General features: G+C 63.5%; 26 protein-coding genes and 1 pseudogene. 24 read left to right on the top strand and 3 right to left on the bottom strand.

The window, feature by feature from the left end; translation table 11 throughout:
• Positions 1–284 precede the first annotated feature (284 nt).
• The 12 genes from RCH21_RS16805 (at position 285) to RCH21_RS16750 (ending at position 6,030) form a co-directional block, all read left to right on the top strand.
• Positions 285–1,172 (top strand): ArdC-like ssDNA-binding domain-containing protein, encoded by an 888-nt coding sequence (locus tag RCH21_RS16805; protein ID WP_326965359.1) that lies wholly within the window; start codon positions 285–287, stop codon positions 1,170–1,172.
• Positions 1,173–1,267: 95 nt separating this feature from the next.
• Entirely contained in the window at positions 1,268–1,402 is a 135-nt protein-coding gene (locus RCH21_RS16800) for a hypothetical protein (RefSeq protein ID WP_326965358.1), read from the top strand.
• A gap of 78 nt (positions 1,403–1,480) precedes the next feature.
• Positions 1,481–1,888, top strand: a complete 408-nt coding sequence (locus tag RCH21_RS16795; RefSeq protein WP_326965357.1) for a hypothetical protein — start codon at positions 1,481–1,483, stop codon at positions 1,886–1,888.
• A gap of 54 nt (positions 1,889–1,942) precedes the next feature.
• Positions 1,943–2,161 (top strand): hypothetical protein, encoded by a 219-nt coding sequence (locus RCH21_RS16790; protein ID WP_326965356.1) that lies wholly within the window; start codon positions 1,943–1,945, stop codon positions 2,159–2,161.
• Between the two features lie 88 nt (positions 2,162–2,249).
• Positions 2,250–2,507: a glutaredoxin family protein gene (locus RCH21_RS16785; protein WP_326965355.1), complete on the top strand. Its 258-nt coding sequence runs from the start codon at positions 2,250–2,252 to the stop codon at positions 2,505–2,507.
• A 70-nt stretch (positions 2,508–2,577) separates the two neighbouring features.
• Positions 2,578–2,820, top strand: coding sequence for a hypothetical protein (locus RCH21_RS16780; protein ID WP_326965354.1), 243 nt, complete (start codon positions 2,578–2,580; stop codon positions 2,818–2,820).
• A gap of 57 nt (positions 2,821–2,877) precedes the next feature.
• The gene (locus RCH21_RS16775) at positions 2,878–3,114 is read left to right on the top strand and encodes a hypothetical protein (RefSeq protein ID WP_326965353.1); all 237 of its coding nucleotides are present in this window, start codon (positions 2,878–2,880) and stop codon (positions 3,112–3,114) included.
• A gap of 60 nt (positions 3,115–3,174) precedes the next feature.
• A complete protein-coding gene (locus RCH21_RS16770) occupies positions 3,175–3,540 on the top strand; it encodes a single-stranded DNA-binding protein (protein ID WP_326965352.1) in 366 nt (121 codons plus the stop codon).
• A gap of 88 nt (positions 3,541–3,628) precedes the next feature.
• Complete coding sequence (locus tag RCH21_RS16765) at positions 3,629–4,429, top strand: ParA family protein (RefSeq protein ID WP_204677863.1); 801 nt, start codon at positions 3,629–3,631, stop codon at positions 4,427–4,429.
• Positions 4,426–4,827: a ParB family protein gene (locus RCH21_RS16760; RefSeq protein ID WP_326965351.1), complete on the top strand. Its 402-nt coding sequence runs from the start codon at positions 4,426–4,428 to the stop codon at positions 4,825–4,827. The genes RCH21_RS16765 and RCH21_RS16760 overlap by 4 nt, the downstream gene beginning before the upstream one ends.
• 4 nt (positions 4,828–4,831) lie before the next feature.
• Entirely contained in the window at positions 4,832–5,281 is a 450-nt protein-coding gene (locus RCH21_RS16755; RefSeq protein WP_326965350.1) for a DUF192 domain-containing protein, read from the top strand.
• Positions 5,278–6,030 (top strand): hypothetical protein, encoded by a 753-nt coding sequence (locus RCH21_RS16750; protein WP_326965349.1) that lies wholly within the window; start codon positions 5,278–5,280, stop codon positions 6,028–6,030. Before RCH21_RS16755 ends, RCH21_RS16750 begins: the two co-directional genes overlap by 4 nt.
• Before the next feature lie 1,374 nt (positions 6,031–7,404).
• Here the strand turns inward: RCH21_RS16750 and RCH21_RS16745 are convergent.
• Together RCH21_RS16745 and RCH21_RS16740 are read right to left on the bottom strand one after the other, a co-directional pair.
• Positions 7,405–9,357, bottom strand: coding sequence for a heavy metal translocating P-type ATPase (locus tag RCH21_RS16745; RefSeq protein ID WP_326965348.1), 1,953 nt, complete (start codon positions 9,355–9,357; stop codon positions 7,405–7,407).
• Positions 9,358–9,416: 59 nt separating this feature from the next.
• On the bottom strand, positions 9,417–9,662 hold the full coding sequence (locus RCH21_RS16740) for a hypothetical protein (RefSeq protein ID WP_326965347.1): 246 nt from the start codon (positions 9,660–9,662) through the stop codon (positions 9,417–9,419).
• A 110-nt stretch (positions 9,663–9,772) separates the two neighbouring features.
• Between RCH21_RS16740 and RCH21_RS16735 the strand changes: the two genes are divergently transcribed.
• The 9 genes from RCH21_RS16735 to RCH21_RS16695 all read left to right on the top strand — a co-directional run bounded on the left by RCH21_RS16735 (position 9,773) and on the right by RCH21_RS16695 (position 17,507).
• Entirely contained in the window at positions 9,773–10,138 is a 366-nt protein-coding gene (locus RCH21_RS16735) for an ArsR/SmtB family transcription factor (RefSeq protein WP_400574680.1), read from the top strand.
• Positions 10,139–10,263: 125 nt separating this feature from the next.
• Positions 10,264–10,971 (top strand): hypothetical protein, encoded by a 708-nt coding sequence (locus RCH21_RS16730; protein WP_326965346.1) that lies wholly within the window; start codon positions 10,264–10,266, stop codon positions 10,969–10,971.
• Between the two features lie 364 nt (positions 10,972–11,335).
• Entirely contained in the window at positions 11,336–12,487 is a 1,152-nt protein-coding gene (locus RCH21_RS16725; RefSeq protein WP_326965345.1) for an MFS transporter, read from the top strand.
• A 316-nt stretch (positions 12,488–12,803) separates the two neighbouring features.
• On the top strand, positions 12,804–13,400 hold the full coding sequence (locus RCH21_RS16720; RefSeq protein ID WP_326965373.1) for a recombinase family protein: 597 nt from the start codon (positions 12,804–12,806) through the stop codon (positions 13,398–13,400).
• A 7-nt stretch (positions 13,401–13,407) separates the two neighbouring features.
• A complete protein-coding gene (locus RCH21_RS16715; RefSeq protein WP_326965344.1) occupies positions 13,408–14,790 on the top strand; it encodes a Mu transposase C-terminal domain-containing protein in 1,383 nt (460 codons plus the stop codon).
• A gap of 2 nt (positions 14,791–14,792) precedes the next feature.
• Complete coding sequence (locus RCH21_RS16710) at positions 14,793–15,605, top strand: AAA family ATPase (protein WP_326965343.1); 813 nt, start codon at positions 14,793–14,795, stop codon at positions 15,603–15,605.
• Positions 15,606–15,791: 186 nt separating this feature from the next.
• Positions 15,792–16,031, top strand: coding sequence for a hypothetical protein (locus tag RCH21_RS16705; RefSeq protein WP_326965342.1), 240 nt, complete (start codon positions 15,792–15,794; stop codon positions 16,029–16,031).
• A gap of 4 nt (positions 16,032–16,035) precedes the next feature.
• Positions 16,036–16,836 carry a Fic/DOC family protein gene (locus RCH21_RS16700; RefSeq protein WP_326965341.1) on the top strand — a complete coding sequence of 267 codons (801 nt, stop codon included), beginning with the start codon at positions 16,036–16,038 and terminating at the stop codon, positions 16,834–16,836.
• Complete coding sequence (locus RCH21_RS16695; protein ID WP_326965340.1) at positions 16,833–17,507, top strand: recombinase family protein; 675 nt, start codon at positions 16,833–16,835, stop codon at positions 17,505–17,507. Before RCH21_RS16700 ends, RCH21_RS16695 begins: the two co-directional genes overlap by 4 nt.
• A gap of 296 nt (positions 17,508–17,803) precedes the next feature.
• Here the strand turns inward: RCH21_RS16695 and RCH21_RS16690 are convergent, their stop codons facing one another.
• On the bottom strand, positions 17,804–18,199 hold the full coding sequence (locus RCH21_RS16690; protein WP_326965339.1) for a hypothetical protein: 396 nt from the start codon (positions 18,197–18,199) through the stop codon (positions 17,804–17,806).
• 243 nt (positions 18,200–18,442) lie between these two features.
• Here RCH21_RS16690 and RCH21_RS16685 point away from each other — a divergent pair, with 243 nt between their 5' ends.
• From RCH21_RS16685 to RCH21_RS16675, 3 genes and pseudogenes are all read left to right on the top strand, one after another.
• Positions 18,443–18,853 carry a MobC family plasmid mobilization relaxosome protein gene (locus RCH21_RS16685; protein WP_326965372.1) on the top strand — a complete coding sequence of 137 codons (411 nt, stop codon included), beginning with the start codon at positions 18,443–18,445 and terminating at the stop codon, positions 18,851–18,853.
• A complete protein-coding gene (locus tag RCH21_RS16680) occupies positions 18,850–20,565 on the top strand; it encodes a relaxase/mobilization nuclease domain-containing protein (protein ID WP_326965338.1) in 1,716 nt (571 codons plus the stop codon). The genes RCH21_RS16685 and RCH21_RS16680 overlap by 4 nt, the downstream gene beginning before the upstream one ends.
• Positions 20,566–20,580: 15 nt before the next feature.
• A pseudogene (locus RCH21_RS16675) lies at positions 20,581–21,021 on the top strand (hypothetical protein); the annotation flags it as partial.

Here is a 21,021-nt window from a genome sequence, read left to right as displayed (position 1 = left end):
ACGGCCGCTGCGCGGCCGAGCACTTTTGCCACCCTCTCGTACCTCGTTCCTGACGCTCCATCATTGCCGGCCGTCGCTACGCGCAAGGGCTGCGCCCCGGCTCCTCCGAAACTTTTTTGGCCGCGTCGCAAGCTCCTTATTCGGCCAAAAAACTTTCTCCCCCGCCGCCCTACGGGTTGCACTTCACTCCTTGCGCCGGCACTGCTCCGCTTATCAGGAACGAGGCCACCAAGCGAACGCCTCACCATCCCATCCTGTTAGTACTATTACCGGAGGTTTTTATCATGGTCCGCAAGGTCAAGAACAGCAAGAGCCCCGAGCAGCGCCGCGCCGAGGCCGAAGCCCTGCAAGCCTCGATTGCCCAGCAGGTCGAGGAGCTGCGCGAATCCGAAGCCTGGACCCGTTTCCTGGACTTCGCGCAGTCCTTCCACCGCTACAGCATCAACAACCTGTTGTTGATCCTCTCCCAACAGCCCGAAGCAACCCATGTTGCCGGATACCGCACCTGGCAGAAGCTCGGCCGCCAGGTCCGCAAGGGAGAGAAGGGCATCCGCATCTTCGGCGGCCGCGACGTCGTAACCACCCAGGAAGATGAGCGCACAGGCGAAGAGAAGGAACAGCGCACCCGCCGATTCTTCCCCGTCTCGGTATTCGACATGGGCCAGACCGACCCCATCGACCCCGAGGCACACGACCCGAGCACCATCGCCCACAAGCTCAGCGGAGAGGACCCCAGCGGCATCGTCGACGCCGTAACCGACTACCTCACCGGCCAGGGCTGGACCGTGACGCGCGAACCCATCCCAGGAACGGCCAATGGCTACACCACCACCGACGGGAGCCGCTGCGTCGTCGTGGATGCGGGTCTCTCCCCCGCGCAAGCCGCCAAAACCGCACTACACGAGGCCGCGCACGTCATCCTGCACGCCGACGAGGACCCCGCCGAATACGTCGAGCACCGAGGCATCAAGGAGACCGAGGCCGAGAGCGTGGCCTACGTCGTTGCCGGAATTCTCGGACTCGACACCAGCGCCTACAGCATCGGCTACGTGGCCGGATGGAGCAAGGGCGACGCCGAGACCATCAAGGAAACCGCCGCCCACGTACTGCGCACCGCGCACACCTTGGCCGAGGCAATCACCGAGAGCGAAGAAGAAACCGAAGCCGCCTAAAAAACCCTCCCGAATAGTACTATCACCGTTGCATTCCAGTAACGGTGATAGTACTATTAGAGTTATGAGGAACAAGCAAGAGAAAGGAAAGTGCCATGTCCGATAGCTCCGAATGGCAGGCAAGGGCCGACGAGGAAAACCGCATCAACCGGGCGGCGGAGAGGGCTTGGAGGGAAATGTTCCCCGAGGAAGTCGGGGATAAGCCCCAGGGCTGGCCCGACCATGACTAAGTAAGTACTATTGCCGCTACCTAAGGCTAGCGGCGATAGTACTGTCAGAGGTAAATGTAAACCAAAGAAAGGGAAACCATGAACAAGGCACTTTTCACCTATCCCGAAAAAGCAGTATTCGGAGCCACCGAGGAGCACCGCTGCACCGCAAACGACCTGCGCCGGGCCATCGGCCCGGGCGTGCTGGGGTCCCTTGGCGCTACGGACCTTGCCACCGTGCCAGGCGTTCACCAGTGCGGCGGACTGATGTTCACCGCCCGAGTTCTTCCGCTCACCAAGAGCGGCGCGCGAGGTGCGCAGCCGCGCAAGATGGCCGTCATGGTCAGCCTCACCCCTGCCGATGAAATCGACGTCGAGGTGCGGGAGATTGCGCGAAAAACCGAGCATGCGCACATCGAAGGAATCTACATTGACCAGCTCGCCAGAGCGGCGCTGGCCATCGACTACGACGGCCCAACCGCACTAAATCCGCGCTACTGGCACTAATTGATAGTACTATCACCGTTGCTTTTTAGTAGCGGTGATAGTACTATTAGAGGTATGGAAACACATGCAGTAGAGCGCAGCGAAACCACCGAAAGTGATCTATGGGAAATGGCTGCCGACACCATCGCGGGCATCAGCGAGGAATGCCGTGCCGCCCTGATCCGCGAAACTCTGGACAACTGCCAGGGGCGAAGCGCCGGGCAGGTCGTCGACCTCATGCAGGATGTAGCGGCGGCGCGGCATTATCCAACCGTGGAAAACAGTCCTCGATAGTACTATTACCGTTGCTTTTTGCCCACAACGATAGTACTATTAGAGTTAGAGGAAGTCGCTAGGAACCACTACCCAGGAGGCGAGTCGCATGGTCACCGTGTACACCACAGGGCCGGGCTGCATTCGATGCAAGATGACCAAGGACGTTATGACCGCGAAAGGGGTCGAATTCGTCGAGGTGGACATTCGGCAGAATGCCGCAGCTCGCGAGTATGTCACCGAGGAACTAGGGTACTCCGAGGCCCCGGTATGCGTTGTGGAGGACGGCACGGGAGAGGATCACTGGTCCGGCTTCCGGCCCGATAACATCAGCCGACTGGCCGCCCTGGCCAACGGCGGAGAGTGACCCGGAAGGGTTGATCTTAGGTAACTCTGATAGTACTATTAGAGTTAGAAAGAACAAGAGGAGCGGAATCATGAAGCAGCAGATCATCACCCCCTACGACACGGGGGAGCGGTTGGAGCCGAAGGCCTGGCACGTACAGCCCCGGAATCTTCCCAGCCCGGAGGAGGCCGAGCGCTATGGGCGCGTGGACTTCGACGACGACGAGGGGCGCACCGTGCTCACCGCTTATGTTGAGCGGACGCCGACGGGCTATGCCGTGCATATCGAGAATGCGGCGGAACCCGTTACCGTGACCATCGCCGCAGCAGAATAATTTCCCGTCAGCCCTAATAGTACTATCACCGTTAGAAACGCATCAAAAGGAGTCGCAATGCAGACCATCACCATTCACCGCCTGGCGGACCTGCGCGCCGGGGATCGCATCTTGAGCCACGGGGGCCGCGCGTACCGCACACCGCTGCGCGTGACCAGCCCCCTGGGGCCCATTGAATTCGGCTCGCCCGTTCGAGGCGTGCGGGTTGAAAACCCCAATCCGTCCAGCGGCATCGAGTGGGTCCTATACCCCTCGCAGATGGACGGGCGTCCGATGGAAATCGAGCGTCACTAACCCTTGCTAATCAAGTAACCCTGATAGTACTATTAGAGTTACGGAACGAAGGAGAGAATCATGAGTCACATCACCCGAACCGGCAACCTGGCCGCCACCCCCGAGCTGCGCCAGGGAGAGCGCGGCGCATACACCTATGCCCGCGTCATCGTCACCGACAGACTGCGCCAGGAGGACGGCAGCTACGCCGACGGCCCAGCCATCGCCTACGAGGTTGCCGTGAGCGGCGACCAGGCAACGAACCTTGTCGCCGCCGCGCAGGAGTCCGGCAATATCCGCGTGATGTTTTCGGGGCGCTATCGGGTCACCGAATACAAGGGCCAACAGGGAACCAGGATCAAGCACGAAGTGAACGCCGACGAGGTGGCCGTGAGCTTGCGCGGCCAGACAGTCACCGCCGCGCGGAATGGCCGCAGCAGCGACTAGGACAGATTGACGCCTAACCTGTCAGGGGTGCGCGGCTGGCAAGCTTCGCACCCCTGACAGTACTATTAGCACTATTGGAGGTAATACAGTGACCGCTCAAATTTTCGCCCTCTGCAATCAGAAGGGCGGCGTCGGTAAATCGACGACCACCTTCCACCTGGCACGTTCCGGTGTGCTCCGCGGCCTACGGGTGCTCGTGGTCGACAACGACCCCCAGGGCAACCTCACCGCCGTAGTCACCGCCGAACCAGTAACCGAGGACCAGGCAGGACTAGCCGACGCGCTCAGTTCCCGCGCATCCGAGACCGTGCGTGACGTCATCGTGCCGGGCCTCTGGCCCGGCCTCGACGTCGTACCCACGCCGTTGTATGACGCTCTGGCAAGCGTGCGCGATGAACTGGTGATTGCCGGGGCAGGCCGCGAGGGCCGCCTGAGGGAAGCCCTGGCCCCCGTGGCGGAGGACTACGACCTAATCCTGATCGACTGCGCCCCGAGTCTGGACCAGCTCACGATCAATGGGCTGACCGCAGCCCAAGGGGTCATGGTTGTCACGCACTCGAAGCAGTGGAGCCTCAGCGGCCTGTCCCAGCTCCTTAACACCGTCGAGAGCGTACGCGCCTACTACAACCCGTCGTTGACGGTGGCGGGCGTCCTCGTCAACCAGCACGAGGAACGAACCGTCAGCGGTCAAACGTGGCTTGATGAGCTGCACACCGCAGCAGAGGCCCGCGACCTGCGCGTGCTGACACCGCCAATCCCCAAGCGCGTCGTTATCGCAGACGCGGTCGAGGCCGCGCGCGGCCTCGATGAATGGGGGAGCGCCGAAGCGACCACGCTCAGCGCCCTCTACAGCGAACACCTGGCCACCATCGAAGGAGTAAAGCCATGACCCGCCCCACCCCGCGCAAGTCATCCCTTGCCGGTTCAAGCCCCGTCACCCCGCCTCAACCGGCTGCACAGGCGGACCCAGCGCCCGCGGCCAGCGTGCCGGCCGCCCCAGCTACCGCAACGCGAGTAGCGGTGCCGAAGCCGGTCGACGGCAAAAAGAAGTACCCGCACAAGGTTTCGTTTTACCAGGACCCCGAGGACACCGCCCGGGTGCGCGGTGCGATTCTTTACACGATGACCACCGAGGGAAACCGCAACCTGTCCCAGTTCGTCAACCGCGCCGTGATGGCCGAGGTTGAGCGCCTGGAAGCCAAGTACAACAACGGCGAGCCCTTCCCATCGGTGGGAGCCCGCGAGATGCCCCAGGGCGGCGCAGCGGCCGCAGGGTCCGAGGACTAAGGCCATGCGGGCGCACGCGGCCGCCGCAGTGGCCTTGTCTGCCCTGCTGACCGGATGCGCTTCGACGCCTCCGGAACCCGCGACCGCCCTCGTCGCTCTCGGCCCGGCCCTGGAATTCCGGGTAGAGCACGCCCTCACTGCCGACGAGCAGCGCACGGGCCTCTCTGGCCGGTCCGAGCTGTCGGAGGACCAAGGCATGCTGTTTTCATTCGCCAGCCAATCAGAGCGCCAAGTGTGGATGGCCGGAATGAAGTTCCCGATCGACGTCGCCTGGATCGCGGATCACCGCGTCATCGCTGTGCAGACCCTGGAACCCTGCACCGAGGCCGAACAAGATCGCTGTCCGCGCTGGACGTCTCCTAACGACGTCGACGCACTGTTAGAAGTCCGGGCCGGTGCCCTCGCGGGCATCGACGCCGGAACCGTCGTGACCATCCGAGAGGAAACCCCATGAGCGCCACCGACCCCGCACCGACCCCAGAACAGCCCGAGACCAGGGCCGACTACATCACCCAGGCCATCGCCGCCCTCACGGCCGCAGCTCGCACGGCACGCACCATCGGTGCGGGAACCGACAATGAGCACACCGAACCGGCCGACTTTGGAGAGATCGCCTGTCACGTCATCACGAGCGTGGCGGCAAACCTCGGCGGCGTGGATACGCTGCTGGCCGGTCGTCCCGGCTCCTGGGAAGCTGACTACGTGCGGCAGATTGTCCACAGCACCACCCCCGAAGACGAACTGTTGACCTGGCGGACCGAGCCTGTGCGCCTGCACCTCGATGTTGAGGGCGTGTTCTACGACTTCGGCCTGGAACAAATGTGGGACGAAGAATCCGGACAGGCCATCAAGCACGAGCAGGATGACAGCCTCACCGAGGAACAAGCTGCCCGAGCCGACGCCATTGCCGCGCAAATCGAACGGCTATGGGAACAAGACCAGGCGGCCTACCGCGAGGCCTACCTGGCCTCGATCCGCCAAGAACTGACCAGGCGCGGGCTCACCGTCGAGGTGGAAGCCATTGACGAGCCCGCCGACACCTTCACGTGGGAGCCGTTCACCGATGAGCTGCACGAGCTTGCCCGCAAAAACACGCCCTTGCCGATGACCGGAGAAGCCCCGGACTGGACCGAAGGCACCCCGGCCGACGCGCTGCGCCGGGCCGGTCTGACCTACACCGCCCGCGCGCAGGACGCCATCTAATGGCGAACCGAGGCGTAGCGATTATTCCAGCCCAGGACGAAGGCCGCGACCCCATCGACCCACCCTGGCCCAAAACGCCAATCCCACCGGAAACAGCCGAGTACTTGGATCGTTTGGCCATCGCTACAGGCAAAGGCCGCGGGGCCTTGATTGCCGAGGCAGTGAGGGCGCACTTCGGAGAATCACCCAAACCGTAGACGTCTACGCATGTGCCTGTGTGTACGAAACATCGACGTAGGGAGTAACCATGTGCCAGTACAGCGACCGATGCCCCGTCGGCCGACATCGGCCCGGAACCAATTGCCCGTATGCCGGTTCATCGCGACCCGCCCGAAACTATCCCATGCCTTCCCCATACCGCATGGCCACGCCTTCCCCTGGAAGTCCTGGTCGAGCCTCAGGGAGCACGGCACAGAAACGGCGGTATCGGACGGCCGCGGTATCAACGGGAATCGACGGCCTCGACGTCCTGGCAGTGTTCATTCTGGCCGCGGTCTGGGACGGCAACCCCGACGCCATCAGCACCGGGACAATTCTGTTCGCCGTCTTGCTTGTGTTGTTTCCCCTCGGCTTGGGAATTTGGCTGACGCGCACCTGCACCGCATGGAACGGCACCGCGGAAGGGCGATGCGCCAGAGCTTGCTACGGCCTGCGACGGTGCGGCATCCCTGAACACAGCCGGAGCGCCCAGCTCCTCACGCTGCCCGAAGGCGTGGCGTTGCTGTCATGGGGAGTTGCCGTGTTGAACATTTGGATTCTTCTTAGCGCCGCCCTTTAGGGGTCTATCCACTAACGATCGTTTTCGGGCCGTCTTGCCTGGCACTCACTAATTCCTGTGACTTTCGGCGCTATGTGGCGGCGTTCTGTGGTCGCTCTGTGTCGTAAGTTTTCGATGACGAGGATGCTGGCGGCGGCTTCGATGACGTCGTCAGTGATGGTGTCAAGCTCGTTGAGCTTGGTCAAGCGGGGCGATCTGGCCCCGGCAGATTTCTCACCTCCTCGAGGCGCAGTGAAGCCGGGGCCCTTTCGTGGTTATCACTGAACTTGTCGTAAACTCCCAGCTACTCAGGACCGCGCGCACGTACCCGCAGCCAGCGTGCAATCGGCCCAGTCAATGCGAGGCTCAATCCCCGGGAGCAACCCGTTTGCGCCGCTTTAGAGATGGCGTTATCAGTGGTCTCGGTTACTCTCATGACTGAGGGCCCACCGCTAATGCAGTGGGCCCTCGCCAATCCCTGTGGCTTTCGTCTCTTTATGGCGGTGTCTTGGTGGTGCTCTATGGCGTCCGCGTCAGGTGACGCCGGTGACGACGGGGCTCAATGGCGTCGTTGATGATGGTGTGGCGGCGGTCAACAGCACTGATTTTGGCCCGTCCTAAACTCGTGCCGAGGTTCGGGTGTGCCGGGTTTCGCCGCGGCCGGGGAGGAGCATGCGGAGGCCGTTGAGGATGATCAGTGCGGCGCTGCCCTCGTTCAGCAGCAGTCCTGTGGTCAGGGTCATCCACCCGGCAAGGGCGGCGATGAGCAGGACGGCCACGACGGCCAGGCTGAGGGCGATGTTGATCTTGATGTTGTTTCGGGCTCGTCGGGAGAGGCGGATGGCTGCGGGGAGCCGGCCCAGTTCGTCGGCCATGAGGGCGACGTCGGCGGTTTCGAGTGCAACATCGGTTCCAGCGGCGCCCATGGCGATGGCTAGGTCTGCGTTGGCCAGGGCGGGGGCGTCGTTGACGCCGTCACCGACCATCGCGATCACCCCGTACTGTTCGCGCAGTTCACGGATGGCAGCTGATTTGTCCTCGGGCAGAAGTTCGGCGCGGTAGTCGTCCAGGCCCAAGGCATGCGCGGTGGATCTGGCGACGGTGGCGTTGTCGCCCGTGAGCATCAACACCCGCTTGATGCCCAGTTCGCGCAGTTCGGCGATGGTGCTGTGGGCGTCTGGGCGCAGCTGGTCAGCTACTGCCAGTACAGCAAGGGGACGGGTGTCCTCGCGCAGCACGACGGCGGTGCAGCCTTCTGACTCGGCTCCGGCTACGGCCGCTCCCACCTGCGGGTCGGCGCGGTCGGCGTCCGAGGGACGGCCGATGTGCAGGGCACGGCCGTCGATGACGGCCTCCATGCCAGCCCCGGGAAGGGCACGGGCATCCCGGGCGGCGGGGATGTCAATGCCTCGGTCCCGGGCCCCGGCGACGATGGCGGCAGCGATGGGGTGTTCGCTGCCGGCCTCGACGGCGGCGGCCAGTGCGAGGGCCTCCTGCTCGGTGGTGCCGCCGAACCCGATGACCTGGGTCAACGCCGGACGGCCGCGGGTGAGTGTGCCGGTCTTGTCGAAGGCGACGGCCTTGATGTCGGCCAGGCGTTCGAGGTAGAGGCCGCCCTTGATCAGGATCCCGTCCCGGGCGCCGCGGGCGATGGCGGTGACGACGCTGACGGGTACGGAGATGACCAGCGCGCAGGAGCAGGAGACAACGAGGATGACCAGGGCGCGGTAGATGGCCTCACGCCATTCAAAGCCGAACACCGGCAGGACCAGGGCCACCAGGACCGCAAGGGCGAACGTGGCGGGCGTGTAGATTGCGGTGAATTTATCGGCGAAGCGCTCGGCGCCGCTGCGGTTGGTCTGGGCTTCCTCTACCTGTTCGATCACCCGGGCGAGGACGGTGTCGGAGTACTCCTTGGTGACCCGGACGCGCAGCACGCCGTTACCGTTCAGGCTTCCGCCGAAGACCTCGGTCCCGGCGGCAGCCTCCACGGGCACGGATTCGCCGGTGACCGGGCTGGCATCGACCCACGAAGCACCCTCGGTGACTGTGCCGTCAGTGGGTAGTCGCTCACCAGGGCGGATGAGGACAACATCGCCGGGGTGCAACTGCTCCACGGCCACGGTTTCGGTTAGACCGCCGGCGGTGAGCCGGTTCGCGCTCGGGGGTGTCAGCTCCATCAGCGCGTTGATAGAGCCGCGCGCCTTGTCGGTGGCGTAGGCTTCCATCGCCTCAACCAGGCTAAAGATGACCACCAGCATGGCGGCTTCTTCGACCACGCCCAGCGCGATCGCGCCGATGACCGCCACGACCAGCAGCACGGTGATGTTCAGCCGCCTGTTGCGCACAGCGCGGATGGCGCTACGAAGCGGATACACCCCGCCGACAAGGATCGAAGCCCAGAACAGGGCCAGGGCGACCGGTTCGGAGCGGATAGTCCACGCCACGATCAGGCCCGCGGCCAGCAGGACCCCGGCGACCGCCAAGGTCACCATTTCGGGCTTCTGCCACCACCGGCGCCGTGCCGGCCGCGAGACGATGGGGGCCGCCACCTGCGTTGAGGTGCTCACTCCGGTATTCATTCGACTATCTCTTCTCTTTTTAGTCTGATTGTTCGACCCACTGGGAGTCAGGCGCGGATGGGGCGGCCCGGACCTGCCGGCGCCAGGCTAAGGCCGGCCTTCTGCGCGGCCTCAACCACGTCGGCGTCGGTCACAGTATCGTCGTGGTCGACCAGCACAACGCCGGAGGCCAGGGCGTCAACCCTCCGCACGCCGGGCAAAGCCTCGACCGGGGAAAGATCGCCAGAGCAGCTCACGCACCCACCCTCGAGGGTGCGGTACTTGGAACGAAGCAGCGGGGTCGGTGCACTCACGGGGTGTCTCCTTGAATCAAACATGAATTCGATGAACTTCGAAGTCCAGCTTTCACTATACTCAGACTTCAATGATTGTCAAACTATCGAAGTCTGCCATAATGGGATGCGTGTCGATCCTCTCCCTGGCGCCGGCCGCCCCGAATGCGACGGGATACTGCACACCGCTGTCCCGTGAACCCATCACGACGACCCAGGCCGAAGCCGCCTCCCGGATGCTCAAGGCCCTGGCGGATCCGGTGCGGCTGCGGCTGATGTCAATGGTGCTCTCGCATGAGGGCGGGGAGGCATGCGCGATGTGTGACCTGACCGAGGGCTTCGACCTAGCAGTTTCAACGCTCAGCCATCACTTGAAGATCCTGCACGACGCCGGGCTCGTTGAGCGTGATAAACGAGGAGTGTGGGTCTACTACAAGGCCCGCCCTGAGGCCATGGATGCTCTGCGCACCCTCTTCAGCGCAGGCCCTTCTATCTGAGAACCCCGCATCCTTGCCAAGTCCGGGACTCCTGCTGTGCACGCGACGTGAACCTGGAGTCGGATCCGGGTTTCAGCCTTGCCCCACCCTGCCAAACTATGTCCCTCAGAAACGAGCCCCCGTCGATGCCCAGCCGCACTTCACAGAAGTCCGAAGCCCGGAACCTCCTCGAGGCCGAACGCGCCCGCCAGGCCAAGGCCCATCGCCGACGGAACCTGATGCTTGGCGCCGCCGGACTCGTTGTGGCCGGGGCCCTCGCCGCCGGGATCACGGTGGCCGCCAACTCCCACACGTCAGCCCAGACGGCCACCTCCGCACAGGGCCCGGCAGTCAGTAACGCGGCACTGCCTGGGCTGCAGACCAGCCCCGCCCCCTGGCAGCCCGAGTACGCCAACCTGCCGGCCCGGCTCGCCAATCTGAATCTTTCGCCGAACGGGGACGAGAGCTTCCACATCCACGCCCACCTGGTGATCTACATCGATGGTAAGCCGGTCCCCGTGCCCGCCAACTCAGGCATTTCCATCGCCGACCAACTCGAATCCCCCATGCACACCCACGACACCACCGGTGTGATCCACATCGAGGCATCGCAGCCGTCCGACACCTTCACCCTGGGCGCGTTCTTCGACATCTGGGGCGTCAAGCTCACCGCCACCCAAATCGGCGGCTACACCACCCAGGGCGATCAAACCCTGCAGGCCTACGTCAACGGGCAACCAGTCGCTGATCCCGCCGGCTACGTCCTCAAGCCGCACGACGACATCGTTATCGGCTACGGCTCCTCTTCATCCTTCCCCCACACCACCAACTTCACCTGGCCCCAAAACGAATAGGGCCACATTTCCACCGGCATCACTCTGGCCACGGGCGTTGAACCGGGAGGGAGCACATTGAGATGTCGCTGACGGAGGTCTCCTGTGGGGGCCGTCGACGGTCGAGGTAATGAGACACCGAGGTGGACGGAAGGCACTCCGCTGGCTCGGAGGCGGATCCTCTCGCGGCCCAATCATTGCTTGCTAGGGACGATGATGAGGTGGCTTCCCGTCGGTTACCCTGACAAGAGCTGCCCGACGCCGTGTCGCGGGCGCGCGGGAGTGGCTGGTGGGCGGTGGGTTGCGGATCGGGGCGTGGAGATTCGTCGCCACGTTCGGCGTTGTGAGTCTGCTCGCTGACGTCGTTTACGAAGGCGCAAGATCAGTGACTGGCCCGATTTTGGCGGTGTTTGGCGCGACCGCGATCGTCGTGGGCGTCGTGACCGGAATCGGTGAGGCTGCGGCGTTGCTGCTGCGACTCGTCTCAGGTCCCCTCGCTGATCGGACCCGCCGGTTTTGGGCGTGGGCGATCGCGGGATATGCGATCACTGTGATCGCCGTCCCCACCCTCGGTTTTGCGGGCACGCTCGGCGCCGCGGCAGTGTTGATCATTCTGGAGCGCGTGGGAAAGGCGGTTCGGTCGCCGGCGAAGGATGCGCTGCTGTCGTTCGCGACGGCACAGACTGGCCGCGGAAAGGGCTTCGCCGTCCATGAGGCGATCGACCAGTTCGGCGCCGTGCTCGGACCGCTGCTGGTCGCCGGGATGCTCGCACTCACCGGCGTGCAGTACGGTCCCTCGCTCGCGGTGCTCGCCGTCCCCGGCATTGCCGCGCTGGGCTTGCTATTCTGGCTGCGGTCCCGGGCACGAGAGCCGGAACTATTCGAGTATGGAACACACCGACAGACACCCACCATCGCCGGTGACGCCCGCAGCACCCGGATCCAGTTGCCGTGCGCATTCTGGATCTACGCCGGCTTCAGTGCGGCCACCATCACGGGGTTCGCCACCTTCGGGCTGATCTCTTTCCACATGGTCCAGCGCGGCATCCTCGCCCCAGCGGTCATCCCCCTCGTGTACGCCGCGGTGATGTTAGTTGACGCACTCGTCGCATTGGGCACCGGATGGATCTACGACCGCATCGGCCCCCGCGTCCTGCTCATCCTTCCGATTCTGTGCGCCCTAATCCCCGCCCTTGCCTTCGCCGATGCGCTCTGGGCCGTCCTTGTCGGTGCGTTGCTCTGGGGCGCGGCCCTCGGCATACAAGAGTCCACACTTCGGGCGACCATTGCCGACCTAATCCCGCGATCTCACCGTGCCACCGCCTTTGGCGTCTACGGCGCCGTCCTCGGCGTGGCCGCCGCTATCGGTGGCGCCCTGGCTGGTCTGCTCTACAGCGAGTCTCTGACGGCGCTGGTGGTTGTCACCGCCACCATCCAAGTCGCCGCTCTCGTCTTCTTTGCTGTCTTCCTTGCACGGCGCAAGCGGCAAGTGGCGGCGACTCCAGACGAGAGTGCGGTAGAGCGCGACAAGCGCTGAGCGCGAATGATCCTGCATATGCCAGACAAACTTCCGGCAGCCGTGGACATGGCTGCTTGACGAACTCGCACACGCCTTGCCAGGAGAGCTCAGCGTCCCGCAGATGAACTGGGCATCGGCCTGCCATCTCGTGATCGGGGTGTCGCACGCCACGACTTGTATCAAAAAGGTACAGCTTTTCGAGGCACCCATCTCGCCTTCCGGGCGAAGAGACGAGCTCGCGTCATTCCGGGGCGCGGCGTGTCTTGGAAACATGTCTCGCCATGAATTGTCTCTGGCGGGTACGCTTCGGGGCTTTCTGAGGCAAAATGATCGGGTGAGACATCTTGGGTACACACGGATCAGCACTTCAGGCCAAGACGCGAAGCTCCAGCTCGACGCTCTCGTATTGGCCGGGGTACAAAAACGCGACGTGTTCGCCGACGTCACTTCTGGGAGCAAGACCGCGATCGAGCGCCCCGGAATGAAAAAACTCCTCGCCTATGTGGAGCCAGGTGACACCGTCGTCGTGTGGCGAGTGGACCGGCTCGGCCGATCCTTGATCGACGTTCTAAACACGGTGAAGTTGCTGCAGGAGCGCGAAGTGCACCTGAAAAGCATCTCCGACGGCATCGATCCAGCGACAACGTCAGGACGGCTGATGCTGAACATGCTCGCGACTCTGGCCGAGTACGAGAGGGAGCTGATCGTAGAGCGCGTTAACGCCGGCATCGCCGCGGCCAGGCAAGGCGGAACGCGGTTCGGTCGGCCGTTGTCGGATCCAGTCGTAATCGCCGACAAACTCAAACTTGTCACCGAAGCCCGAGCGAAGGGCCGCACCGCCGGGGACGCGGCACATCTTGTCGGGTGGAGCCGAGCCACGCTCTACCGCCACCAGCAGGCCCTCGCTGCCCGCGAAAACACCCCCATGTAGCTGCCCCATGGATGGCAGCGAGCGGTGGCGGGTTCTTCGACTGCACGTCGAAGACCAAGTCCCGCTCACTGCCCTCGCCCGTGACACCGGGATCAGTGCGCGCACGCTGCAACGCTGGCACCACCTTTATCGGACCCAAGGCATCTCGGCACTGGATCCGCACCCCCGCGCCGACTCGGGCACGCGACGCACGGCAGCCGAGACGGTCGCGTTCATCGAACATCTCGCGCTGACAAGGCCTCGCCCCAGCATCGCGACGCTGCACCGACTGGCCCGCGCGGACGCAACCCAGCGCAACGCGCCCGAGCCGAGCTACGCCGCTGTCTATGAAATCGTCAAAGCGTTAGATCCCGCCTTGGTCACGCTTGCGTTAGAGGGCCCGGCCGCGTACCGCGACCGACACGAGCTCGTATTTCGTCGCCGCGCGGACCGCCCGAATCAGACCTGGCAGTCCGATCACACCGAACTCGACATTCTCATCATCGGCGCCGACGGGAAAGCAGACCGTCCCTGGCTGACCACAGTGATGGACGATCACTCGCGGGCCATCTGCGGCTACATGGTATTCAGCGGTGCGCCATCGGCGATCAATACCGCCCTCGCGCTGCGGCAGGCCATCTGGCGTAAAACCGACCCCGCGTGGGCCACGTGTGGCATTCCCGACATTCTGCACGTCGACCACGGATCCGACTTCACCAGCCACCACCTCGAACGCACCGCCGCTGCGCTTCACATTCGCATCGTCCACTCGGCCATCGCCCGACCCCAAGGCCGCGGAAAGATCGAGCGTTTCTTCGGCACCGTTAATACTGAACTGCTCGCAGCCCTTCCAGGACACCTCGGGCCCGGCAGCCGCAAGCCGACCCCCGCTCTGGACCTCCCAGCGCTGGACCGCGCATTGGGAGAGTTCATCGCTACTTACAACGACCGGCCCCACAGTGAACTCGGCATCTCGCCTCGGGATGCTTGGGTTGCTGACGGGTGGCTTCCCCGGATGCCCGACAGCCTCGAAGAGCTCGATGGACTCCTGCTGACCGTTCCGAAGAACCGGGTCGTGCAACGTGACGGCATCCACTTCCAGGGCCAGCGGTATCTCGCCGCGACGTTGGCACCTTTTGTCGGTCACACCGTCACCATCCGGTACGACCCCCGCGACATCTCCGAAATTCGCGTCTATGACCGCGACACCTTTATCTGCGTGGCCGTCGACGAAGCCCACCCCAATATTCGGCTCAGCCTTCGCGATATCGAGACCGCCCGTCGCGCCCGTAAACGCGAACTCCGTCACAGCATCAACGAACGCATCCCCGCAGTCGCCCCCCGCGAAGAACCACGCAGCTCAGAGCCCAAGACCGGCCGCCGCCAGCTACGCACCTACGAAGAGGACTAACAATGACCCAGGCCTTCATCGTGACCAAAGAGCACCGACGCTTCATCGAGTTCGCCAACGCGGTCCGCACCGAGAAGACAATCGGGATCTGTCACGGAGATGCCGGCATCGGCAAAACCAACTCCGCCCGTCGCTACGCAAACTGGGACACCCTCGAGCCATACATTAATGAATGGGGCCCCCGCGGCGATCACGACGCCAAGCATTATGCCCTCGCCAACCGATCCCGAACCGTCTTCTACACACCTGAAGTGCTCTGCAGACCAAAGACATTGATGAGTGACATTGACTACTGGCAAAGCAAAGTTGGCATCTGTGTCGAACAACACCAGCACACCGTCGGCAAGCTCGCCGGAATGCGACCCAGCAATTCGTTCACTAAATGGGTCGACCTCCTCATCATCGACGAATCCGAACGACTCACCCCAACAGCTCTGGAGCTACTAAGGGACCACCACGATCGCACTCACCTTGCGATAATCCTGATTGGCATGCCCGGAATCGACTTACGCTTCCGGCACTATCCCCAGCTCTACAGCCGTCTCGGCTTCTCTCACCACTACCGCGCCCTCGGCCGCGAGGAACTCATTTTCGTTCTTGACCGGCACTGGACCCGGTTAGGCAGAACCCTCGACCCGGAAGACTTCACCGACGCACAAGCCATCGCCGCGATCGAACGCATCACCCGCGGCAACTTCCGGCTCCTTGAACGACTCTTCCCACAAATAGCCCGAGTGCTAAAAATCAACCAGCTCGAAGCCATCACAGAAGACGTCATCGAAGCCGCCGCAAGCATCCTCGTCATCGGCACCTGACGACAGATAGCGAACAAGAATCGCCGCCACAAAGCGACCAAGTCCACACACTAATTCCAGTGACACGCCGCGGTAAGGCGGCCCGAAACCTATGCCCGAAACCAAAACCAACCGAAACTATCTATAGACCGTTTTCGGTTGATTTGGTAAAATGGAGTAGGACCATTTTCTTGGAAGGAGCCAGTCATGGCCGAGAAGTTTGATATTGAGGAACGCTGGCCAGAACTGTTTGCGCAGCTCGACGCCAACCAGCGCAATGCCGTTCGGCAGTCACTGGCCGCGGCCTGGCATGAGGGCTGGGTCCCGAACCGCGAGGACGTCGAGAACCTGACCGACGAGGCCCGCGGCGCGATCGACGAGGCCGAGTATCTGCGCCGTGCCCGTGAGGCTGCACTGCGTGCTGTACCGGCTGTAGCCGCACGGTAAGCGCGTGGCTCGGTTCGATACCTGGGAGTCGTATTTCTATCCTCCGCCGGATAACTCGACGATGCGCAATGTCGCGGATATTCGCGACCCCAACGCGCTGCGTTCGTTCGAGTACAGCGCGACCGCGCTCAGACAGCGCCAGCTCAACGCTGATCCCTCCCTGGTTGCTCACTCGTACGACGCCGACCACATGCGCGCGATTCATCGGCACTTGTTCCAGGACGTCTACGAGTGGGCGGGGGAGTATCGCACTCAGAACATGTTAAAGAGCGGAACGATGCGCGGCTTTGCTGATGTGAATACCGGCGAGATAGACAGCTACCTGGCCTACGCGCAGCGCTTGGTGCAGCAGACCGATTGGGGCCGGTTGGACCGTGACCAATTCGGTGCCGCGGCCGCCAATGTTTTCGCTCATGTGAACCAGGCCCACCCGTTCCGCGAAGGCAACGGACGTTCCTCAAAAGTGTTCATGGAGCATGTGGCCCAGCAGTCCCGCTTCACGTTGGACTATGCGCGGGTGAGCCCGCAAGTGTGGAACCAGGCGTCGGAGTTCAGCCGCCCGGATATTGGCCGGTACGACGTGGTTCCCGACTCGTTGGTGCCGGTGTTCCGGCACATCGCGGTCGAGCGAACCTCGACGACAACGCCAGGGGTAGACCCGGCGGCGTTGGCCCGTTCACCCTTGAGCGCCAGTTATCCCAAGGCACCGGGCCGGAGCGCTCCAACAGGGCAGCAGTCCCCGCCTCGCGGCCCGGCCCGTCCTGGCCGCGGATATGGCACCAATGGACCAGGAGTAGGACGATGAGCCACGTTATTGGATACGCCCGGGTGAGCACCAGGGAACAGAATCCCGAGGCCCAGGAGGCCGAGCTGCGAGCGGCCGGAGCTGCACGCGTTTATGTGGACCATGGCGAGTCCAGCCGGTTCGAGGACCGGCCGCAGTGGATCGCGTGCCTGGACCATCTGATGGAGGGCGATACCCTCGTCATCCGTGCCTTGGATCGCATCGCAGGCAGTGAGCTGATGGCGATCGAAATCATCCGAGACTTGGGCCGCCGTGGCGTGCGCATTAAGAGCCTCACCGAGCCGTTCCTTGATGTTGATACGTCCACGCCCATGGGTGAGGCCATCGTGGGGATCATGGCCGTGCTGGCCCAACTTCGCATCTCGACAATTCGAGAAAACACCCGCCGAGGATTGGCTCACGCGCGAGCCCATGGACGTGTCGGAGGACGCCCGTCGGTGATGACTGTGGAACGGACCGAAGCAGCAGTGAAAATGCGCGCCGAAGGGCAGAGCATTGCACACATCGCGAAGGTGCTCGGAGTCGGAACATCGTCCGTGTCCCGGGCGCTGGCCCGTGTCGAAGATGAGCGCGCAGCGTTCACCTCGATTGTTGATGGAGTGCTATCCGAGCACGTGCCCGATGGGGCACGGCTTGACGGTTCGGACCATTCTTCCCCCTCCCCCCGATAAATGCCGACCTGCACACCACAGACCCCCGTCCAGGGTGCGGCGTAGCCGCATCACGAAGTGACGCGAAGCGCCCTTGACGGGGGTCTGTGGTGTGTAATCATTTGGGCATCGAGGGGAGGGGAACCACCACCACCGAGGCCGTGCACGGGCCGCGATCGTCTCACTGAAACGTATCGACGTAAAGGTGACTTGCGGCCGGTGTGCGGGCGGTCAGCCAGGGTCCCGCTGTCCACCTGTGGGCGGGACAAGACCGAAGGAAATATCTTGTGCCGTCCACAGGTGGGCAGGGGGCTGGATTACGAACCCGACGACAATTCTTCGACGCCCTGCGGGGCGTCTTTTTCATTGCCACTGGGCTCAGACTGCGCGGCAGACTTTGGCCCATTCTTACGCGTGGAGCGTCGACGGGCGCGCACCTTCTTGTCCGGCTCGGCGTAACCAATTTTGCGCAGCTCCTCGACTGACCACCCGGCCGTCATTGCAGCGTTGAACGCCTTGACGTCCTCACGCTCCGCATCGGCAACTCGTCTCGCAATTTGGGCTTGAAGCTCGGCAAGTTCCCGGGCCGTCTCCTCGCGTACATCTGCCAGACTTTGGCGCGCTTCTCCGACCAGGCGGATAGCGCTAATTCGATCTTCCTGTGCACGCCGCGCGCGCTCCACTGCTTCTTCAATACTCGGTTCCTTAGCCATACTTCCATCGTACGGAAGATGCACGGGCGCGTCGATGTTTCATCGACATAAAAGAGAAGTCGCGGCGGAGCCGCAACCGCTCGCGTCTGCCAACGCGAGAAAACCGGATCGGTGTCCCAGACGGAGCAAGCTATAGACTTAGGTCCCCTAAGTCGCTTTGTCCTCGACTTCATGTCGAGGATGGGGCACACTGGAAGTGTGGTCCCCGCACAAGGCGGGGTCGCTGCGCTGGGCCGAAAGAAGGTGATCCCGTTGGGTGACGAACAGACTCCCACAGGTCGCTTGTTCGCGCGCCGACGTCGTGCCAACGTCGAAGGCGGACGGCAGCACCATCACAAGGTGAAGGTGACGCCGGAAGAAGAAGGCATGCTGCTTCGGCTGGCCGAGGCACAGCACGTCACAATTCCGCGCCTCCTGGTTGAGTCGGCTCTGGCTTCGGAGTCCTCCGAAACACCCACGCAGCGAAAGCAAGCAATGGCGGAACTGTTCGCCTTGCACCGGTTGCTGGCGGCCATTTCCAACAACGTGAACCAGATCGCCCGCCATGCGAACGCCACTGGTGAAGTGGAGCCTGCCACCGTCTCGACACTGGCCAAGGTTCGTGAAGTTGCCGAACGCATTGATGCCGCCATTGATGGGTTGAGCTTGTCATGATGCCGAACATTGTGCGCGGTGATCGCATGGCCGGATTGATGACTTACCTGGCTGGCCCTGGACGCTCCAATGAACACACCGAACCACACCTGGTAGCCGGTGACGCGGCCATGATGGCCTGGCACGATGACGCAGAACTAAGCCGTGATGCTGCGCTGGCAATTGCCCGACATCTCGACCGCCCGCGCAGGGCCTACGAGGTAGAGGTCAACGGCGGTCACGTCTGGCACTGCTCCCTGTCGCTGCGTGCCGATGAAGGTGCGCTGTCCGATGAAAAGTGGAACGCGATCGCCAACGATTTCGTGAAGACCATGGGCTTCGACGACAACGAGGGGACCAAGGCACCATGCCGTTGGGTTGCCGTGCATCACGGAGTCTCGAAGAACGGCAACGACCACATACATCTGGCCGTGAACCTGATCCGTGAGGATGGCACCAAGGCCTCCGTCCATAACGACTTCCGCCGCGCGCAGGCCGCCGCGCGAGCTCTTGAAGTAGAGCATGGTTTGGAACCCCTGGAATCTGCCCAGGCCCAACGAGCGACCCGCGGTTACGATCCTGCCGAACGCGAAGCCCAGGCACGTTCCCGAGCCCGAGCAAAGTACGAACGCACCCGCACCAAGCAGGGCAAGAATGCCCCATCTTGGGAGAGCCTTTCCGGGGCCGACCGCAAGGCACACATCGCTGCCGAGCTGCGCACCGACCAGCCCCGTTTCCTGCTTTCCTTGAAGGTGCGAGCTGCATCGACGGCAAGTAGCAGTGAAGCGGAATTCGTGCGCCGGATGCGCCGTGACGGGCTGCTGATTCGCGCCCGGTTTGCCGACGGACGAACCGATGTCGTCACCGGCTATTCCGTGGCCGAACGTCCCGAGGCCGGAGAACGGCCGATCTGGTACGGCGGGGGACACCTTGGCCGTGATCTGACGCTGCCGCGGCTACGTGATGGCTGGCCCGATACTCCCGCCGGAGCAACCGAGGCCGCGGCCGAATGGAACGCCGCTAAGCGCGGCCGCCGCGTGGTCGCACCGGGCCGCGAAGCGCACGAACCCAATCCGGAATTGTGGGATCAGCGCAACGCTGAACTGCGTGAGCTGGTGGACCGGCTGCGCGCCGTCCCAGTCGATGACCGCGACACCTGGGCAACCGTGGCACGCCAAACCTCCGGGGCCCTGGCGGCCTGGTCCAACGCAACCGAGAGCACGCCCGGAGACCTCGCCGCCGCCGCCGAAGCGCTGTCCCGTTCCGCGCAAACGTATGAACGTACCGTGAGCCCTCAAAAGGCCGGCACGATGGCCCTGTCCGGTGCAGCCATGCTCTTGGCCAGCGCCGCCCACGGGGGACAGGGCACTGTCGCCCAGGCGGCAATGGTGCGCCAGCTCTTGCGTCTGACCCAGGCAGTGCATGACGCCTCCGTGGCAGGACAGCAGGCACGGCAAGCGAAGCTGTTGGCCGAGGACACTCGCGCGCGGCTGGTCCGCGTTCGTGACGCCATGCCTCAGGTGCCTACCGCAGTCAGCGCCAATGGCACCGCCACGGCAACCATTGAACGCCCGCGCACGCTTGATCCCGAGGCACAGGCCATGCTTGACCGGCTGCACGCCGGGCAGGGCAAGCCCGCCACCGCGGCGGCTTCACCCATCCCCAATAAGATCGAGCCAGCCAAGACCCATCAGAGAACCACGCCGGGTACGGACCGCGGCCCGGAACGATAGAAAAGGGGGCCAATCATGGCCGAGGAAACAGATGGAATTGAGGAAGCCTTCGAAGGCCAATTGAGAGTCCTGGTCACCGCTGCCGGGCAAATTGCCGAACGGATGGCCAGAGCCCGAGAGGACGCTTTACGCCGAGCACAAGCGGCCAGCGAGCAAGAAGCCCGCGAGCTGCAATCCCGGTTCGCCGCAGAACAGCGCGCCGCACGAGCGGAGATGAGCAACGTTCATCGAGCCGAGTGGTGGGACCGGGCCACACCGGAACAGATCGGCCACACCTACCAGGTGGCCCGCGCCTGGTCCAAGGAAGAACCCGAAGCGGTTCGTGCTGAACAGAGAATGCGCGATGAGCTGCGCACCCGCTACTCGGTCGACGTCGAGAATGCGGGAGCGGACCCCGAGGCAGTCCGCCAGGCTGTCCAACGCGAGCTGGCCAGGTCCGAGCATGACCGGGCGGCC

Source organism: Arthrobacter sp. PL16 (assembly GCF_035985055.1).
Taxonomy (GTDB): domain Bacteria; phylum Actinomycetota; class Actinomycetes; order Actinomycetales; family Micrococcaceae; genus Arthrobacter_D; species Arthrobacter_D cheniae.
The sequence above is the reverse complement of the archived record's forward strand: the minus strand, read 5'-3'. Positions and strand labels throughout refer to the sequence as shown.

Bases quoted from the DNA above. Each gene is read 5' to 3' on its own strand.
- RCH21_RS16805 (WP_326965359.1), top strand. From the start codon at position 285: ATGGTCCGCAAGGTCAAGAACAGCAAGAGCCCCGAGCAGCGCCGCGCC.
- RCH21_RS16800 (WP_326965358.1), top strand. From the start codon at position 1,268: ATGTCCGATAGCTCCGAATGGCAGGCAAGGGCCGACGAGGAAAACCGC.
- RCH21_RS16795 (WP_326965357.1), top strand. From the start codon at position 1,481: ATGAACAAGGCACTTTTCACCTATCCCGAAAAAGCAGTATTCGGAGCC.
- RCH21_RS16790 (WP_326965356.1), top strand. From the start codon at position 1,943: ATGGAAACACATGCAGTAGAGCGCAGCGAAACCACCGAAAGTGATCTA.
- RCH21_RS16785 (WP_326965355.1), top strand. From the start codon at position 2,250: ATGGTCACCGTGTACACCACAGGGCCGGGCTGCATTCGATGCAAGATG.
- RCH21_RS16780 (WP_326965354.1), top strand. From the start codon at position 2,578: ATGAAGCAGCAGATCATCACCCCCTACGACACGGGGGAGCGGTTGGAG.
- RCH21_RS16775 (WP_326965353.1), top strand. From the start codon at position 2,878: ATGCAGACCATCACCATTCACCGCCTGGCGGACCTGCGCGCCGGGGAT.
- RCH21_RS16770 (WP_326965352.1), top strand. From the start codon at position 3,175: ATGAGTCACATCACCCGAACCGGCAACCTGGCCGCCACCCCCGAGCTG.
- RCH21_RS16760 (WP_326965351.1), top strand. From the start codon at position 4,426: ATGACCCGCCCCACCCCGCGCAAGTCATCCCTTGCCGGTTCAAGCCCC.
- RCH21_RS16755 (WP_326965350.1), top strand. From the start codon at position 4,832: ATGCGGGCGCACGCGGCCGCCGCAGTGGCCTTGTCTGCCCTGCTGACC.
- RCH21_RS16750 (WP_326965349.1), top strand. From the start codon at position 5,278: ATGAGCGCCACCGACCCCGCACCGACCCCAGAACAGCCCGAGACCAGG.
- RCH21_RS16730 (WP_326965346.1), top strand. From the start codon at position 10,264: ATGCCCAGCCGCACTTCACAGAAGTCCGAAGCCCGGAACCTCCTCGAG.
- RCH21_RS16715 (WP_326965344.1), top strand. From the start codon at position 13,408: ATGGATGGCAGCGAGCGGTGGCGGGTTCTTCGACTGCACGTCGAAGAC.
- RCH21_RS16710 (WP_326965343.1), top strand. From the start codon at position 14,793: ATGACCCAGGCCTTCATCGTGACCAAAGAGCACCGACGCTTCATCGAG.
- RCH21_RS16705 (WP_326965342.1), top strand. From the start codon at position 15,792: ATGGCCGAGAAGTTTGATATTGAGGAACGCTGGCCAGAACTGTTTGCG.
- RCH21_RS16695 (WP_326965340.1), top strand. From the start codon at position 16,833: ATGAGCCACGTTATTGGATACGCCCGGGTGAGCACCAGGGAACAGAAT.
- RCH21_RS16690 (WP_326965339.1), bottom strand. From the start codon at position 18,199: ATGGCTAAGGAACCGAGTATTGAAGAAGCAGTGGAGCGCGCGCGGCGT.
- RCH21_RS16680 (WP_326965338.1), top strand. From the start codon at position 18,850: ATGATGCCGAACATTGTGCGCGGTGATCGCATGGCCGGATTGATGACT.